The organism is Neorhizobium sp. T25_13 (assembly GCF_002968675.1).
GTDB classification, from domain to species: Bacteria; Pseudomonadota; Alphaproteobacteria; order Rhizobiales; family Rhizobiaceae; genus Neorhizobium; species Neorhizobium tomejilense.
The window spans coordinates 25,780-40,693 of sequence record NZ_PVBI01000011.1; the positions used below are offsets into that span (position 1 = coordinate 25,780).

The 14,914-nt window shown below is 62.6% G+C and carries 14 protein-coding genes; 8 read left to right on the forward strand and 6 right to left on the reverse strand.

Annotation, left to right across the window (positions count from 1 at the left end):
* Positions 1-75: 75 nt before the first annotated feature.
* On the forward strand, positions 76-939 hold the full coding sequence (locus C5J22_RS23020; RefSeq protein ID WP_245440507.1) for an alpha/beta hydrolase: 864 nt from the start codon (positions 76-78) through the stop codon (positions 937-939).
* Here C5J22_RS23020 and C5J22_RS23025 read toward each other — a convergent pair.
* Genes C5J22_RS23025 through C5J22_RS23040 form a run of 4 tightly spaced genes read right to left on the reverse strand, consistent with a single transcriptional unit; the run spans position 936 to position 4,431 of the window.
* Positions 936-1,457, reverse strand: a complete 522-nt coding sequence (locus tag C5J22_RS23025; RefSeq protein ID WP_046600437.1) for a winged helix DNA-binding protein — start codon at positions 1,455-1,457, stop codon at positions 936-938. The genes C5J22_RS23020 and C5J22_RS23025 overlap by 4 nt on opposite strands.
* Before the next feature lie 56 nt (positions 1,458-1,513).
* Positions 1,514-2,494 (reverse strand): TRAP transporter substrate-binding protein, encoded by a 981-nt coding sequence (locus C5J22_RS23030; protein WP_105440154.1) that lies wholly within the window; start codon positions 2,492-2,494, stop codon positions 1,514-1,516.
* A gap of 35 nt (positions 2,495-2,529) precedes the next feature.
* Positions 2,530-3,843 (reverse strand): TRAP transporter large permease, encoded by a 1,314-nt coding sequence (locus C5J22_RS23035; RefSeq protein ID WP_105428871.1) that lies wholly within the window; start codon positions 3,841-3,843, stop codon positions 2,530-2,532.
* 3 nt (positions 3,844-3,846) lie between these two features.
* Complete coding sequence (locus C5J22_RS23040; RefSeq protein WP_046602831.1) at positions 3,847-4,431, reverse strand: TRAP transporter small permease; 585 nt, start codon at positions 4,429-4,431, stop codon at positions 3,847-3,849.
* 203 nt (positions 4,432-4,634) lie between these two features.
* Here C5J22_RS23040 and C5J22_RS23045 point away from each other — a divergent pair, with 203 nt between their 5' ends.
* From C5J22_RS23045 to C5J22_RS23060, 4 genes are all read left to right on the forward strand, one after another.
* Complete coding sequence (locus tag C5J22_RS23045; RefSeq protein WP_105440155.1) at positions 4,635-8,261, forward strand: hydantoinase B/oxoprolinase family protein; 3,627 nt, start codon at positions 4,635-4,637, stop codon at positions 8,259-8,261.
* 19 nt (positions 8,262-8,280) lie between these two features.
* Positions 8,281-9,489 carry a TIGR03862 family flavoprotein gene (locus C5J22_RS23050; protein WP_105440156.1) on the forward strand — a complete coding sequence of 403 codons (1,209 nt, stop codon included), beginning with the start codon at positions 8,281-8,283 and terminating at the stop codon, positions 9,487-9,489.
* 109 nt (positions 9,490-9,598) lie between these two features.
* A complete protein-coding gene (locus tag C5J22_RS23055; RefSeq protein WP_105440157.1) occupies positions 9,599-10,315 on the forward strand; it encodes a YoaK family protein in 717 nt (238 codons plus the stop codon).
* Between the two features lie 18 nt (positions 10,316-10,333).
* Positions 10,334-11,122 (forward strand): YdcF family protein, encoded by a 789-nt coding sequence (locus C5J22_RS23060; protein ID WP_105440158.1) that lies wholly within the window; start codon positions 10,334-10,336, stop codon positions 11,120-11,122.
* Positions 11,123-11,139: 17 nt separating this feature from the next.
* Here the strand turns inward: C5J22_RS23060 and C5J22_RS23065 are convergent, their stop codons facing one another.
* Positions 11,140-11,616, reverse strand: a complete 477-nt coding sequence (locus C5J22_RS23065; protein WP_105440159.1) for a hypothetical protein — start codon at positions 11,614-11,616, stop codon at positions 11,140-11,142.
* Positions 11,617-11,732: 116 nt separating this feature from the next.
* On the opposite strand from C5J22_RS23065, the gene C5J22_RS23070 reads away from it, so the two are divergent.
* Positions 11,733-12,389, forward strand: coding sequence for a trimeric intracellular cation channel family protein (locus C5J22_RS23070; protein WP_037080139.1), 657 nt, complete (start codon positions 11,733-11,735; stop codon positions 12,387-12,389).
* Positions 12,390-12,394: 5 nt separating this feature from the next.
* Here C5J22_RS23070 and irrA read toward each other — a convergent pair whose 3' ends face one another.
* The gene (gene irrA, locus C5J22_RS23075) at positions 12,395-12,811 is read right to left on the reverse strand and encodes an iron response transcriptional regulator IrrA (protein WP_105417624.1); all 417 of its coding nucleotides are present in this window, start codon (positions 12,809-12,811) and stop codon (positions 12,395-12,397) included.
* Between the two features lie 316 nt (positions 12,812-13,127).
* Between irrA and fabA the strand changes: the two genes are divergently transcribed.
* Both fabA and fabB read left to right on the forward strand, forming a co-directional pair.
* On the forward strand, positions 13,128-13,643 hold the full coding sequence (gene fabA / locus C5J22_RS23085; RefSeq protein WP_037080143.1) for a 3-hydroxyacyl-[acyl-carrier-protein] dehydratase FabA: 516 nt from the start codon (positions 13,128-13,130) through the stop codon (positions 13,641-13,643).
* A 47-nt stretch (positions 13,644-13,690) separates the two neighbouring features.
* Positions 13,691-14,914, forward strand: a complete 1,224-nt coding sequence (fabB, locus tag C5J22_RS23090) for a beta-ketoacyl-ACP synthase I (protein ID WP_105440161.1) — start codon at positions 13,691-13,693, stop codon at positions 14,912-14,914.

Here is a 14,914-nt window from a genome sequence, read left to right on the forward strand (position 1 = left end):
AAGTTTGTAATAATTTTTCCTTCGACGCTTTTTGAAGCTGCGACGGGCTTCCATGCCGGCTGATGCGGTGACAGTATGACATTCGAAATCAAGCGGATCGAAGGGAAAGTGAAGATGCGTCATCGGATCAGCGACTGGGACAATGCCTATGCGAACGGCATCAACATTCCCCAGGGCGACCGCTGGCCGGCGGCATGGGTGGAGCCGGCACGACGTTATCGCGAGGCGCTCGCCACAGCCGGCCGCGCCAGGCTCGACCTTTCCTACGGCGAGAAGCCGCGCAACCGCTTCGACCTTTTCCTGCCCGAAACCGATCCGGCCGGCCTCGTGGTTTTCGTCCACGGCGGCTTCTGGATCGGTCTCGACAACAGCTACTGGTCGCAGTTCGCCAAGGGTTCGGTAGAGCGCGGATATGCCGTCGCCATGCCGATGTACACGCTGGCCCCGGAAAACCGCATTTCGGGCATCACGCTGGAAATCGGCAAGGCGATCGAGGCTGCTGCAAAGGACGTGGCGGGACCGATCCGGCTGATCGGCCACTCGGCGGGCGGCCATCTGGTGACGCGGATGATCTCGGCCACCTCCCCGCTGCCAGAGGCGGTGCGCAGCCGCATCGTCAATACCGTCTCGCTTTCCGGCGTGCATGACCTGCGGCCGATCATGAAGACGAAGATGAACGAAAAACAGCGGATCGACGCCGAGGAAGCGCAAGCGGAAAGCCCCGCCCTGCTGGAGCCGCTGGCCGGCGCTCGGGTGACCTGCTGGGTGGGTGCGGGCGAGCGAGCCGAATTCATCCGCCAGAACGCCCTGCTTGCGAGCATCTGGAAGGGGCTGGGCGCCGAGACGGAGGCCGTCGAGGAGCCGGACAAGCATCACTTCACCATCCTCGATGGCATGGAGGATCCTGCCCATCCGCTGATGGATGCGCTGTTTTCCTAAAGCGAAGCCGCAGCACGAGCGGCCTGGTCGTAGTGGCCGGACAGGGCGCGCAGGCGAGCCGCCATGGCCGACAGGGTTTCTCCCGAAACCTCGGTGGCCAGCACCGATTTGACCAGCAATTCCTCGCGCACCGCCGCATAACGCCTGCAGGCCTCGGCGCCCGCTTCCGTCACCATGACCAGCTTTTCCTTGCCGCGGCGGCCGGATTTGATCAGCTTCAGGCGCTCGAGCTTCTTCAGCGCGTAGGTCACCACATGCGTGTCCTCGATGTTGAGGACCAGTGCAATATCGGCGAGCGTCTTTGCCTTGTTGCGGCTGTTGATATTGTGCAGCACGAGGATATCGATCGGCGAGAGATCCGGCACGCCGGCAGCCGACATGCACCGGACCATCCAGCGGCTGAATGCGTGGTTCAGCATGATCATGCCGAATTCGATCTCGGAGAGCGCCGGCAAAGCGCCGCTCGCCAGGTGCCCGGAGGATACGATCGGGCCGAATTCACTCTTTTCCGATGCCATGATTTTTCCTCCCGGGACGAGTGCGCCGCAGGCCGATGCCTGCGGCGCCCCTCAAATCACATCTTCTTGTAGGCGTCCAGAATGGCGGCGCCATCAGCGCCGGCCTTCTTCGACCAATCCTCGGTCAGCTTGGCGCCGACATCGGCCAGGCCCTTCTTGAGATCGGCGCTCGGTTCGAGAACCTTCATGCCGTTCTTCTTGAGGGTTTCCATGTAGGCGGCGGTCTTTTCGGCACCGAGCGCCCAGCCGCGGGTCTCTGCGGCAGCCGCCGCATCGGTGACGGCCTTCTGGACAGCCGGATCGAGCGCTGCGAAGGCGGCCTTGTTGACGAAGATGACGTTCTTCGGGATCCAGGCCTGGGTGTCGTAATAGTGGGTCAGCGATTCCCAGATCTTGCTGTCGACGCCGGTGGCGCTCGAGGTCATCAGGCCATCGATGACGCCGGTTGCCAGCGCCTGCGGCAGTTCGGCCGCCTGGACCGTGACCGGCTGGGCACCGACGAGATCGGCGATGCGCGACGTGCCGACGTTGTAGGCGCGCCATTTCAGGCCCTTGAGATCCGCCGTGCTGTTGACGTCCTTCTTGGTGAAGATGCCCTGCGGCGGCCACGGAGTCGCATAGAGGAGCTTGAGACCCTGGGCGTCGAGCGCCTTCTCGATCGCCGGCTTGGAGGCGGCATAGAGCTTCTTCGATGCGTCGAAGCTGGTCGCCAGGAACGGCACGACGTCGATGCCGAAGACCGGGTTTTCATTCTCGTGCAGCGAGATCAGCACTTCGCCGGCCTGTGCCTGGCCGGTCTGGACGGCGCGCTTGATATCCGGCGCCTTGAAGAGCGAAGCGTTGGGATGGATGGTGATCTTGAGAGCGCCCTTGCTGGCGGCATCCACGTCGGCGGCAAACTGGCTCAGGTTCTGGACGTGGTAATTGGCCGGCGGATAGGCCGACGGCAGGACCCAGGCGGTCTGGGCGAAGGCCGCGCCGCTGGCGGCGAACAATACCGCGCCGGCAAGGCCGGTGCGCACGAGATTGGAAAGCAAGCTTTTCATATCAGTCCCCTTTTTTGTCACTCTGGTTAGCCCGGGAATGCCATTTTCGGCAGAACCATCACGATTTCCGGGAAGACCGTGATGATGGCGACAGTCGCCACAAGCAGGAAGAAGAATGGCAGCGAGGCGCGGGCAACGGTCAGGCTGTCGCGACCGCTCATCGTCTGCAGCACGAAGAGGTTGAAGCCCACCGGCGGCGAGACTTCCGCCATCTCGACGATCAGCACCAGGAAGATGCCGAACCAGACGAGGTCGAAACCGGCCTGCTGGACCATCGGCAACACCACGATCGTGGTCAGCACGATCATCGACAGCCCGTCGAGCGCTGCCCCGAGCAGGATATACATCACCGTCAGCACCGCGATAAGCGCATAGGGGCTGAGATTGAAGCTGTCGACCCAGGCGGCGAGCGCGTTCGGAATGCCGGTATAACCCATGGCGATCGACATGAAGCCGGCGCCGGTCAGGATCAGCATGATCATGCAGGTAAGCCGGGTCGCCCCCATGACGCTGTCCCAGAAGGCTTTTATCGTCAGCGTCCGCGACCAGGCGGCGATGGCAAGCGAACCGAGCACGCCCCAGGCCGCGCATTCCGTCGCCGTCGCCCAGCCGAGAATGAGGGTCGCGAAGACGAGCACAATGAGCAGCGTGACGGGAATGAGATTGGCCGATTCCTTGAGCTTCTCCATGAAGCTCATCTTCGGCGGTGCGGGCGGCTGCTTGTCCGGGTTCAGAAGCGACCAGACGATAATGTAGCCGGAATAAAGCACCATGACGATGACGCTCGGCAGGAAGCCGGCGAGGAAGATCTGGATGATCGATACGTTGGCCGCCACCGCATAGACGACCATGGTGATCGACGGCGGGATGAGGATGCCGAGCGTGCCGGCGCCGGCGAGAGAGCCGAGGCTGACCATCTCGTCGTAACCGCGCTTCTTCAATTCCGGAAGGGCGATCTTGGCGATCATGGCGGTGGTGGCGGCCGACGAGCCCGAGATCGAGCCGAACAGGCCGCAGCCGAGCACGTTGACGTGCATGAGGCGGCCGGGCAGCCAGCCGAGCCAGGGAGCCAGGCCGCGGAACATCTCTTCCGAAAGCCGTGTCCTGAACAGGATTTCTCCCATCCAGACGAAGAGAGGCAGGGCCGCGAGCGACCAGGATGCGCCGCCGCTCCAGGAATTGGTGGCAAGCACGGCGCCGATCGGGATGCCGGGAACGAAGAGCATGGCGATAAAGCCGCAGATCAGCAGCGAAATGCCGATCCACACCCCGCCGGCCAGCAGCGCCAGAAGGGCGACAAGAACGACGCCGGCGATTTCAACGAGTTCGATCGTGCTCATGGATCACGCTCCGCTCTGCATGGCGCGCTCGATCACTTCCTCGGCCGTTTGTGGCTCCGGTTTCTCATAGCGCGGCGAGCCGCCGAAAAGGACATGGAGGAGTTCGTCGACAAAGGCGATCGCGAGGATGATCAGGCCACCGCAGAAGCCGAGCTGCGGGATCCACAAGGGGACCGCGATGACGCCCTGCGACAGGTCGTTGAACTGCCAGGAGGTTTTCGTCATGTCATAGGCGAACCAGGCGAAATAAACCGCGGCAGCAGTGCCCGTGGCCAAGGCGACAATTTCGATGACCTGCCGCAGACGACCCTTGAAACGCTCGATCAGCAATCCGACACGGATCATTTCGCCGGAGCGGAACGTGTGGGCGAGGCCGAGGAAAGCGCTTGCGGCCATGCACCAGGAGGCGAAGTCGTCACCGGACGGCACGTCGATATCGAGCGGACGCCCGGCCGAGAGCCCCAGCATGATCAAGAAAATGGCGACCAGAAAAAGCCCGGCGAGATAACCGGAAAACAGGTAAAGTCCATCCAGCACCTTCCGGAGCCAATCCGGGAATATGCTGTGGCGGGGATCAACGGAGGACATGGATGGCCCTCCCGTTACAGGATCTCGAAAACGGCATGGTCGGCTCCCCTCGGTTGCCGGTTATCCGGGTGGAGCTCTTGGCGGCTTCCTGCCCGTTCGGCAAGCATGATGCTTCAATGTGCATTTTCCTGTCAACTAATCATTGACGTTTTATCGACGAAATGTTTTCGTTAAGGCACGCAATTTGATTTGAGGGGCGGAACATGACCGAGGCTAAGTGGGATTTCTGGATCGATCGCGGCGGCACGTTTACCGACATCGTCGGCCGAAAGCCGGACGGATCGCTCGTCGCCCATAAGGTCCTGTCCGAAAATCCGGAAGCCTACCGCGACGCCGCCGTGCAGGGGATTCGCGAGCTTCTCGGCGTGCCCGCCGGCGCCGCTATCCCTGCCGATGCGATCGGCGCTGTGAAGATGGGTACGACGGTCGCCACCAATGCGCTGCTGGAGCGCAAGGGCGAGCGCACGCTGCTCGTGACGACACGCGGCTTCCGGGACGCGCTGGCGATCGGTTATCAGGCCCGCGCCGACATCTTTGCCAAGAAGATCATCAAGCCGGAGCTGCTCTACAAGCACGTTGTCGAGGTGAACGAACGGGTCCGAGCCGACGGCACGATCGAGGCCGCGCCGGACGAAAATACGATCCGCGGTCAGTTGCAGGAGCAGTATGATGCGGGCTTCCGCGCCGTCGCGATCGTCCTGATGCATGCCTATCGTTTCCCGGCGCATGAGCAGCTGATTGCGCATATCGCACGCGACATCGGCTTTACCCAGGTTTCCGTCAGCCACGAGGTCTCGCCGCTGATCAAGCTGGTCGGTCGCGGCGACACGACTGTGGTCGACGCCTATCTGTCACCGATCCTGCGCCGCTACGTGGAGCAGGTTGCCGGCGAGCTCGGGACCGGGCTCGACGTCGCCGACAGTCAGGGCGCGCAGCTGATGTTCATGCAGTCCTCGGGCGGATTGACTGCGGCGCGGCTGTTCCAGGGCAAGGATGCGATCCTCTCGGGGCCTGCCGGCGGCGTGGTCGGGGCGGTCGAGACTTCGCGCTTGGCGGGCTTCAATCGGATGATCGGCTTCGACATGGGCGGCACGTCGACCGACGTTTCGCATTATGACGGCGAGCTGGAACGCTCGTTCGAAACCGAAGTGGCGGGCGTGCGCATGCGCGCGCCGATGATGTCGATCCACACGGTTGCCGCCGGCGGCGGTTCGATCCTGCATTTCGAGAATGGCCGTTTTCGCGTCGGCCCGGATTCGGCCGGTGCCAATCCCGGTCCGAAGGCCTATCGCCGCGGCGGACCGCTGACCGTTACAGACGCCAACGTCATGCTCGGCAAGCTTTCGCCAAACCTCTTCCCCGCGATCTTCGGACCCAACCGCGACCAACCGCTCGATGCGGATGCGGTGCGCGCAGCCTTCGAGGACATGGCCAAGGTGATCGGCGACGGCCGTTCGCCGGAAGAGGTGGCTGACGGCTTCCTGGCGATCGCCGTCGAGAACATGGCGAATGCGGTCAAGAAGATCAGCGTCCAGCGCGGCTACGACGTCACCCATTACGTGCTGACCTGCTTCGGCGGCGCCGGCGGCCAGCATGCCTGCCTGACGGCCGACGCACTCGGCATCTCGACGGTCATGATCCACCCCTTCTCCGGCATTCTTTCTGCCTATGGCATGGGCCTCGCCGACATCCGCGCCAGCCGCCAGCGCACGGTATCGCAAGAGCTTGCGGCCGCGCTGAAAACTCTTCAACCGATCCGTGACGACCTGACTGCCAGCGTGCTGGAAGAAATGGCGTCGCAGGGCGTGACCGCATCCGGAACCGAGGTGCTGCACCGCGCTCATCTGCGCTATCAGGGCACCGATACGACCCTGCCCGTAACTCTCGCCGATGCGGCAGAGATGACGCTTGCCTTCGAGACGGCACACAAGAAGCAGTTCGGCTTCATCTTCGAAAACCGCGAGATCATTTTCGAGGCCTATGAGGTCGAGGCGATCGGCGGCGGCGCCGATTCCGACGAACCTGAATTCGAATTGGACGACAGCGCGCCAAAGGCCGCCGAACAGACAAAATTCTTCTCCGGCGGGGCTTGGCGGGAGGCGCCGGTCTACCGCCGCGCCGACATCAAGCCGGGCTCGCGCGCCAACGGCCCCTGCCTGATCGTTGAGCCGCACCAGACGATCGTCGTGGAGGACGGCTGGGCCTTCGAGATCACCAGGCTGAACCATGTCGTGCTGAAGCGCGTCGCCGAGCTTTCGCGCGCCAAGCCGATCGGCACGCAGGCCGACCCGGTGCTGCTCGAAGTGTTCAATAACCTCTTCATGTCGATCGCCGAACAGATGGGCGTAACGCTGCAGAACACCGCGTCTTCGGTCAACATCAAGGAACGGCTGGATTTCTCCTGCGCCGTCTTCGATGCGGACGGCGCGCTGGTGGCCAACGCCCCGCATATGCCGGTGCATCTCGGCTCCATGGACCGGTCGGTCGAAAGCGTCATCGCCCAGAACCAGGGCAAGATCCGCCCCGGCGACGTGTTTGCGCTGAACGCCCCCTATAATGGCGGCACCCACCTGCCGGACATCACCGTCGTCACGCCGGTCTTTGATGCAGAGGGCCAGAACATCCTGTTCTACGTCGCCTCGCGCGGCCATCATGCCGATGTCGGCGGTACGGCGCCGGGTTCGATGACGCCGCTTGCGACCACCGTCGATGAAGAGGGCGTGCTGTTCGACAACGTGCTGCTCGTCGATCGCGGCCGGTTCGACGAGGCCGGGATCACCGATCTCCTCTCCAACCACCCCTACCCCGCCCGCAACGTCGCCCAGAACGTCGCCGACCTGCGCGCCCAGATCGCCGCCAATGAAAAGGGCGTGCACGAGATGCGCAAGATGATCGCGCAGTTCGGGCTGGACGTGGTCCAGGCCTATATGGGCCACGTGCAGGACAATGCGGAAGAGAGCGTCCGCCGGGTCCTCGAGAAGCTCGGAAATTCCGAGTTCTCCTATCCGACCGACCAGGGCAGCGTGATCAATGTGAAAATCACCGTCGACAAGGCCAAGCGCGAGGCGACCGTCGATTTCACCGGAACGAGCCCGCAAAAGAAGAACAATTTCAACGCGCCGGAACCGGTGACCCGGGCGGCAGTGCTCTATGTCTTCCGCGTCATGGTCGAAAGCTCCATTCCGATGAATGCGGGATGCCTGCGGCCGATCCGCATCATCGTCCCGGAAGGATCGATGCTGAAGCCGCAATATCCGGCGGCAGTCGTTGCCGGCAATGTCGAGACCAGCCAGCATGTCACCAATGCGCTGTTCGGCGCGCTCGGCGCGATGGCGGCAAGCCAGGGCTCGATGAACAACCTCACCTTCGGCAATGCGACCTACCAGTATTACGAGACGCTATGCTCCGGTTCGCCGGCCGGCGTGTTCAACGACGGGACCGGTTTCGAAGGCACGGATGCGGTGCACGTGCACATGACCAATTCCCGCCTCACCGACCCGGAAATCCTGGAAACCCGTTATCCGGTGCTGCTCGAAGATTTCCACATCCGCGACAATTCCGGCGGCAGGGGCAGGTTCTCGGCCGGCAACGGCACGAAGCGCACCATCCGCTTCCTCGAAAAGATGGATTGCGCCATCCTTTCCTCGCATCGGACGATCAGGCCGCACGGGCTTGACGGCGGCGAAACCGGCGAACTTGGCAAGACCACGGTGCGGCGCCTCGACGGCACGCTCGAAGAGCTTGGCGGCTGCGCCCAGACGATCATCGAGGCGGGCGAGGCGGTGACCGTCCAGACGCCGACAGCCGGAGGCTATGGCAAAGCGGAGTGATCTGCCGTAACCGGGAGGCATGACAAAGCAGATCGCGATCATCGGTGGCGGCCCGGCAGGGCTAATGGCGGCGGAGGTTCTCTCCGCTGCCGGCCATTCCGTGACCGTCTACGAGGCGATGCCGACCTTCGGGCGGAAATTCCTGCTCGCCGGCAAATCCGGGCTGAACATCACCCATTCGGAAGATTTTTCGAGTTTCGCGGAGCGATTCGGGAGTGCCTCCGCGCGCCTGCGCCCTGCCCTCGAGGCATTCACGCCGGACGACGTTCGGGCCTGGGCAGCGGGTCTCGGCACGGAAACTTTCGTGGGGACGTCCGGTCGCGTGTTTCCGAAAGCCATGAAGGCCTCGCCGCTCCTGCGCGCCTGGCTGCGGCAGCTGGAGGCGCAGGGCGTGGCGCTCAGGACGCGGCATCGCTGGGTGGGGTTTGCCGAAAACGGTTACCGGTTCGAAACGCCGGAAGGGCCGGTTACCGTCCGGCCCGATGCCGCTCTTGTGGCACTGGGCGGCGCCAGCTGGCCGCGGCTTGGCTCGGATGCCGCCTGGGTGCCGTGGCTGGGCGACCAGGGTGTCGAGATCACCGAGCTGCAGCCGGCCAATTGCGGTTTCGATGTCGCCTGGAGCGAGGCGTTTCGCGAGCGCTTCGCCGGCGAGCCACTGAAATCTGTTTCGACCACGTCCGACGCCGGCGCGTTCCAGGGCGAATTCGTGGTCTCGAAACACGGGATCGAGGGCAGCCTGGTCTACGCCCATTCCGCCGCGCTTCGGGACAGGTTTTTCTCGCAAGGCCAAGCGGCATTGACCGTCGATCTCGCGCCCGGCCGCACGCTGGAGCGACTTGGCCGCGACCTTGCCCGGCAGGATGCCAAGGCGAGTTTCTCCAACCGTCTGCGCAAGGGAGCAGCGCTGGAGGGCGTGAAGGCTGCCCTACTTCGCGAACTTGTTGGCGATATCAACCGCGTGTCCCCTGAGGAACTGGCGAGGCTGATCAAGTCTCTGCAGATCCCGGTTCTCCGTCCCCGGCCGATTGCGGAAGCAATCTCCTCCGCCGGCGGCATCGCCTGGAGCGATCTCGACGAAAACTACATGCTGAAACCGCTTCCTGGCCTGTTTGCCGCCGGGGAAATGCTCGATTGGGAGGCGCCGACCGGCGGTTACCTGCTGACCGCGTGCCTTGCGACGAGTCGGGCCGCGGCAAAGGGTATCGATGCCTGGCTGGGCCCGAGATAGGACTCGCTTCGGGGCGCGATTTGCGATTTCTTCTCTACTTATCCGACATTGTCCTAAATCGACGCCTCAAGGCGTGATTCGCGCAGAGTTACGCGGAGGAAGGGGCTCTATGAGCAGGGAAAGACGAAGACGCATCATCCGCAGGCGGCGGACCGTGACAGGTCTTGCGCTCGTTGCCGCCATTTCCTTCGTGGCGGGCATGACGGATGCCGTGGGCCTGCTTCTGTCGGGCGACTTCGTCTCCTTCATGACCGGCAACACGACCCGCGCGGCAATCTCCTTTGCCGATGGCGACTATAGCCATGCGATCATCCTCTTCATCGCGCTCTGGGTCTTCATCCTCGGCAACGCGCTCGGCATCGTGTTTGCCTATACGGTTTCGGCGCGGCGAACCTTCGTCGTGCTATCGGGCGTTTCACTCCTGCTGGCCGCGGCTTCCATCGTTCCCACGGCCGGTTATCCGCGGCTTCAATTCTATCTGATCGTGCTGTCGATGGGCATGATCAACGCGACGGTCGAACATATCGAAGGGCTGCCGATCGGCCTCACCTATGTGACCGGCGCGCTTTCCCGCTTCGGCCGGGGCATCGGCCGCTGGTTGATCGGCGACCGCAATCCGACCGGCTGGCTGATCCAGACGGTTCCCTGGACCGGAATGGCATGCGGCGCCGTCACCGGCGCTTTTTTGACGAAATATGCGGGCAGCCATGCGCTCTGGATCGTTTCGGTTCTGGCCCTTGCGGTGGCATTGGCGACGGCGCTTCTGCCGCGCCCGCTGCACCTGCACTTCCAGCAGCCGATCGTTTCCGCCCGCCGCCGCGCCTGATCGTTCCGAAAGTTTTTGATGTTCCTGCTTTCCAAGCTCTTCTGGGTGTTTGCCCAGCCTCTCTCGATTGCCTTCCTGCTCGCAGCTCTCGCCACATTTCTGGTCTTCGTTGGCTGGCGCAGGCTCGGCGGGGTAGCCGCATTCCTAACCGCGCTGGTGCTATTCCTGACGCTTTTCACCACGACAGGTACGGTGGCGCTGCAGGTGCTGGAAGATCGCTTTCCGAAGCCTTCCCAGGAGCCACAGGCGGTTTCCTGCATGATCGTGCTCGGCGGCGTGCTGGAAAACGAGGTGACGACGGTGCGCGGCGGCATCGAGCTGAACCAGGCGGCCGACCGGTTCGTGGAGGCTCTGCGGCTCGCCCGCAATCATCCGCAGGCGCGCATTCTGATTTCCGGCGGAGATGGTTCGATCAGCGGCGCCTACGAAGGCGAAGCGCAGGCTTCGGAACGGTTCTTCTCCGCCTTCGGCATTCCGGCCGATCGGCTGGTGACGGAAAACGCGTCCCGCACGACCTATGAGAATACGGTGAATACGGCCGGGCTTCTCAAGGCTCAGGGGTTCGATAACTGCCTGCTGATCACCTCCGCCTTCCACATGCCGCGCTCGATGGGCCTGTTCCGGGCGGCCGGTATCACGGTCACGCCGTGGCCGGTCGACTACCGCACCAGCGGCATCGTTCGCCCGTCGCTGGATTTCACCCAGCCGGCGCTGAATGCGCAGCTGGCGACGACGGCGGCCCGGGAGTGGATGAGCCTGACCGCCTATTATCTCACCGGGCGGATCGGCGGGATCTTTCCGGGATGAGCCATCTCCCGGCCGTTCTATTTCTTCGACAGGATATTGAAATCGAGGCCGCGCACCCTGACGCGCATTTCGCAGGGCGCGGCGTCGTTTCGACCGCAGAAGCGGGGATGCATCGTCAATTCAAAGACCATGTTGCCGAAGTATTGAACGAAATCATATTTATAAAGCTGGGCGGTGGCGACCATGACATAGCCGCCTTCCTTGATCTGGACATAGAAATTGTAGCGGCAGCCTTCATTTGCGCAACGCGGTCCCTTGACCCCGTCGCAGGTTACTTCGGATTGGTCGGAAACGAGGTCGATCATGCCGTCATTGTTGATGTCGAAGCGCTTGATGAAGGCCGGTCCGAAATCGACGGTCTTGCATTCCTTGCGGAAGTAGTCCCTTTCGTAGATTTCCGGATCGCTGAAACGCTGCGGCTGCTGAGCAAAAACAAGTGTTGGCGCAAACACCAGGACGAGCGCCTGCACGATGATGATCAAGAGCTTTTTCACAGGCCGACCTCTGCAAATTCATCTGTTCACGGCACGCGCGGAAGGGTGACGCACGCAACGATCGGCGGTTATGCTAACGGCCTGCACTTGCGCGACGCTGGATCACAAGGTCTGACATGTCACTGCTGATGATCCTCGACTACGCCGGCATAGCGCTTTTTGCCGCGACCGGCGCGCTGGCGGCCTCGCGAAAACAACTCGACCTCGTCGGCTTCCTGTTTTTCGCGGCGGTCACCGGGCTCGGCGGCGGCACGCTCAGAGACATCATCCTCGGACGAATGCCGGTCTTCTGGGTGCTCGACCCAACCTATATTTTGATCTGCGTGGTTGCCGGTGCTTTCGTCTTCTGCACGGCCCATCGGGTCGAATGGCGCTATCGGCTGCTGATCTGGTTCGATGCGGTGGGGCTTGCCGCCTATAGCGTGCTCGGCGCGGCAAAAGGGCTTGCCGCCACGGGATCACCGACGATAGCAATCGTCACCGGGGCGCTGACGGCTGCCTTCGGGGGCATCCTGCGCGATCTTCTCGCCAACGAGCCCTCGGTGCTGCTGAGGCCGGAAATCTACATCACCGCCGCGCTGGCGGGCGCCTGCGGGTTTACCGCGGCAAATGCGCTTGGCCTGCCGCTCTACGCGAGTTCAGGCCTGGGCGCGGCGCTGGCTTTCGGCCTGCGCGGCGGCGCGATCCACTACGGCTGGACATTGCCGCGCTACAGGCCACGGCCCGGCCGGGAGCAGGACGAGGCTATGAGGGGAAACAAAGGGAAAGAATAGGAGCGTCAGCTTTTCTTCTCGCGCAGGCGGATGATCACATCCACATGGGCGATTTCCATGCCTTCCGGCGCTTCCGGCAGATTGTCGATCTGCAGGTTGCTGACCGGAATGTCGAGCACCTCGTTGCGGCCCTCGACGAAGAAGTGGTGATGGTCGGAAATGTTGGTGTCGAAATAGGTCCTGGCGCTTTCGACCGCCAGCACCCGGATAAGGCCGGCCTCGGTGAACTGATGCAGGGTGTTGTAGACGGTCGCGAGCGAAACCGGAACGCCGGCAAAAGTGGCTTCCTCGTGCAGTTCCTCGACGGTCAGGTGGCGGTCACCCTTGGCGAACAGCAGGTCGGCAAGCGCAACGCGCTGCCTCGTCGGACGCAGGCCGCAATGGCGCAGTCTCGTCTCGATGTCCGTCATGGCTTCTGCCATATTGCCCGTCAGCTCCTGCCGTTTCACGCTCATATCAGGTATCTTGACTTTCCGATATAACTTTTACGGCGAGCACTTTCAACAGTTTCCGCAGGATACCTGCCGCGAGAGCGCCAAAAACGCGCAATTTCGCTACAAGCCTCTGGTTTGCGCCTGTAGCTTCCTATATGCGGACCAGAACAAACGCATGTTCCAGTGGCTCGGCTGCCATCCCCAGGCGGAGCGCAAGTTCATCGTTACGCTTCAATTCCGACCGATCTTGCACTAAAGCTGCTGAAACAAAAGGTCTAAGGTTCAACGGGGGGAACGGAAATTTATGGCACCCAGGCAGTCCAGCTTCTCTTACGAAGAACTTCTCTCTTGCGCCCATGGCGAGCTGTTCGGACCCGGCAATGCGCAGCTTCCGCTGCCGCCGATGCTGATGGTCCACCGCATCACCGATATTTCGGAAACAGGCGGGGCGTTCGACAAGGGTTATCTTCGCGCCGAATACGACGTTAAGCCCGACGACTGGTATTTTCCCTGCCATTTCGAAGGCAATCCCATCATGCCGGGCTGCCTTGGCCTTGACGGCATGTGGCAATTGACCGGCTTTTTCCTCGGCTGGCTCGGCGAGCCCGGACGCGGCATGGCGTTGTCGACCGGCGAAGTGAAGTTCAAGGGCATGATCCGCCCGGACACCAAGCTGCTCGAGTATGGCATCGACTTCAAGCGCGTCATGCGCGGTCGTCTGGTGCTTGGCACCGCAGATGGCTGGCTCAAGGCGGACGGCGAAACCATTTACCAGGCAACAGACCTTCGTGTAGGCCTGTCGAAGGAAAAGGCCGCCTGATCCTGCTTCGCGGCCAGAGAAGAACAAGCAGAAAAGGTTTTGATGAAATGAGACGGGTAGTTGTAACGGGTCTCGGTATCGTATCCTCGATCGGGAGCGACGCCGCCGAAGTCACAGAATCCTTGCGTCAGGCAAAGTCCGGCATTTCCTTCTCTCCCGATTTCGCCGAGCACGGCTTCAAGTGCCAGGTATGGGGCAGGCCGACGCTCGATCCGACGGAATTGGTGGACCGCCGCGCCATGCGCTTCCTCAGTCAGGGCGGCGCCTGGAACCATGTCGCCATGAAACAGGCGATCGCCGATTCCGGCCTTGAAGACAAGGATATCGGCGAGAACGAACGCACCGGCATCATCATGGGCTCGGGCGGCCCCTCCACCCGCACGCTGATCGAAGCCGCCGAGATCACCATCAAGAACAACAGCCCGAAGCGGATCGGCCCGTTCGCCGTGCCGAAGGCGATGTCGTCCACGGCATCCGCGACGCTTGCCACCTGGTTCAAGATCCACGGCGTCAACTATTCGATCTCGTCTGCCTGCTCGACCTCGGCGCATTGCATCGGCAACGCCGCCGAGATGATCCAGTGGGGCAAGCAGGACGTGATGTTCGCCGGCGGCCACGAGGACCTCGACTGGACGATGTCGAACCTGTTCGACGCCATGGGCGCGATGTCCACCAAGTACAACAACGATCCCGACAAGGCGTCGCGCGCCTATGACGTCGACCGCGACGGTTTCGTCATCGCCGGCGGCGCGGGCGTGCTGGTTCTCGAAGAGCTCGAACATGCGAAAGCTCGCGGCGCCAAGATCTATGCCGAAATCGTCGGTTACGGCGCGACCTCGGACGGCTACGACATGGTTGCCCCGTCGGGCGAAGGCGCGATGCGCTGCATGCGCCAGGCGCTTGCGACCGTGAAAGGCGATGTCGACTACATCAACACCCACGGCACCTCGACCCCGGTCGGGGACAGCAAGGAAATCGGGGCGATCCGCCAGGTCTTCGGTGATAAGATCCCGCATATCCAGTCGACCAAGTCGCTGACCGGCCATTCGCTCGGCGGCGCGGGCGTGCAGGAATCGATCTACGGCCTTTTGATGATGCAGGAACGCTTCATCGGCGAAAGCGCCCATATCGAAAACCTGGATCCGGAATTCGAGGGTGTGCCGATCGTGCGCAAGCGCATCGACGACGCCAAGATCGACACTGTCCTTTCCAATTCCTTCGGGTTCGGCGGCACCAACGCCACGCTCGTCTTCCAGCGCTTTAACGGGTAA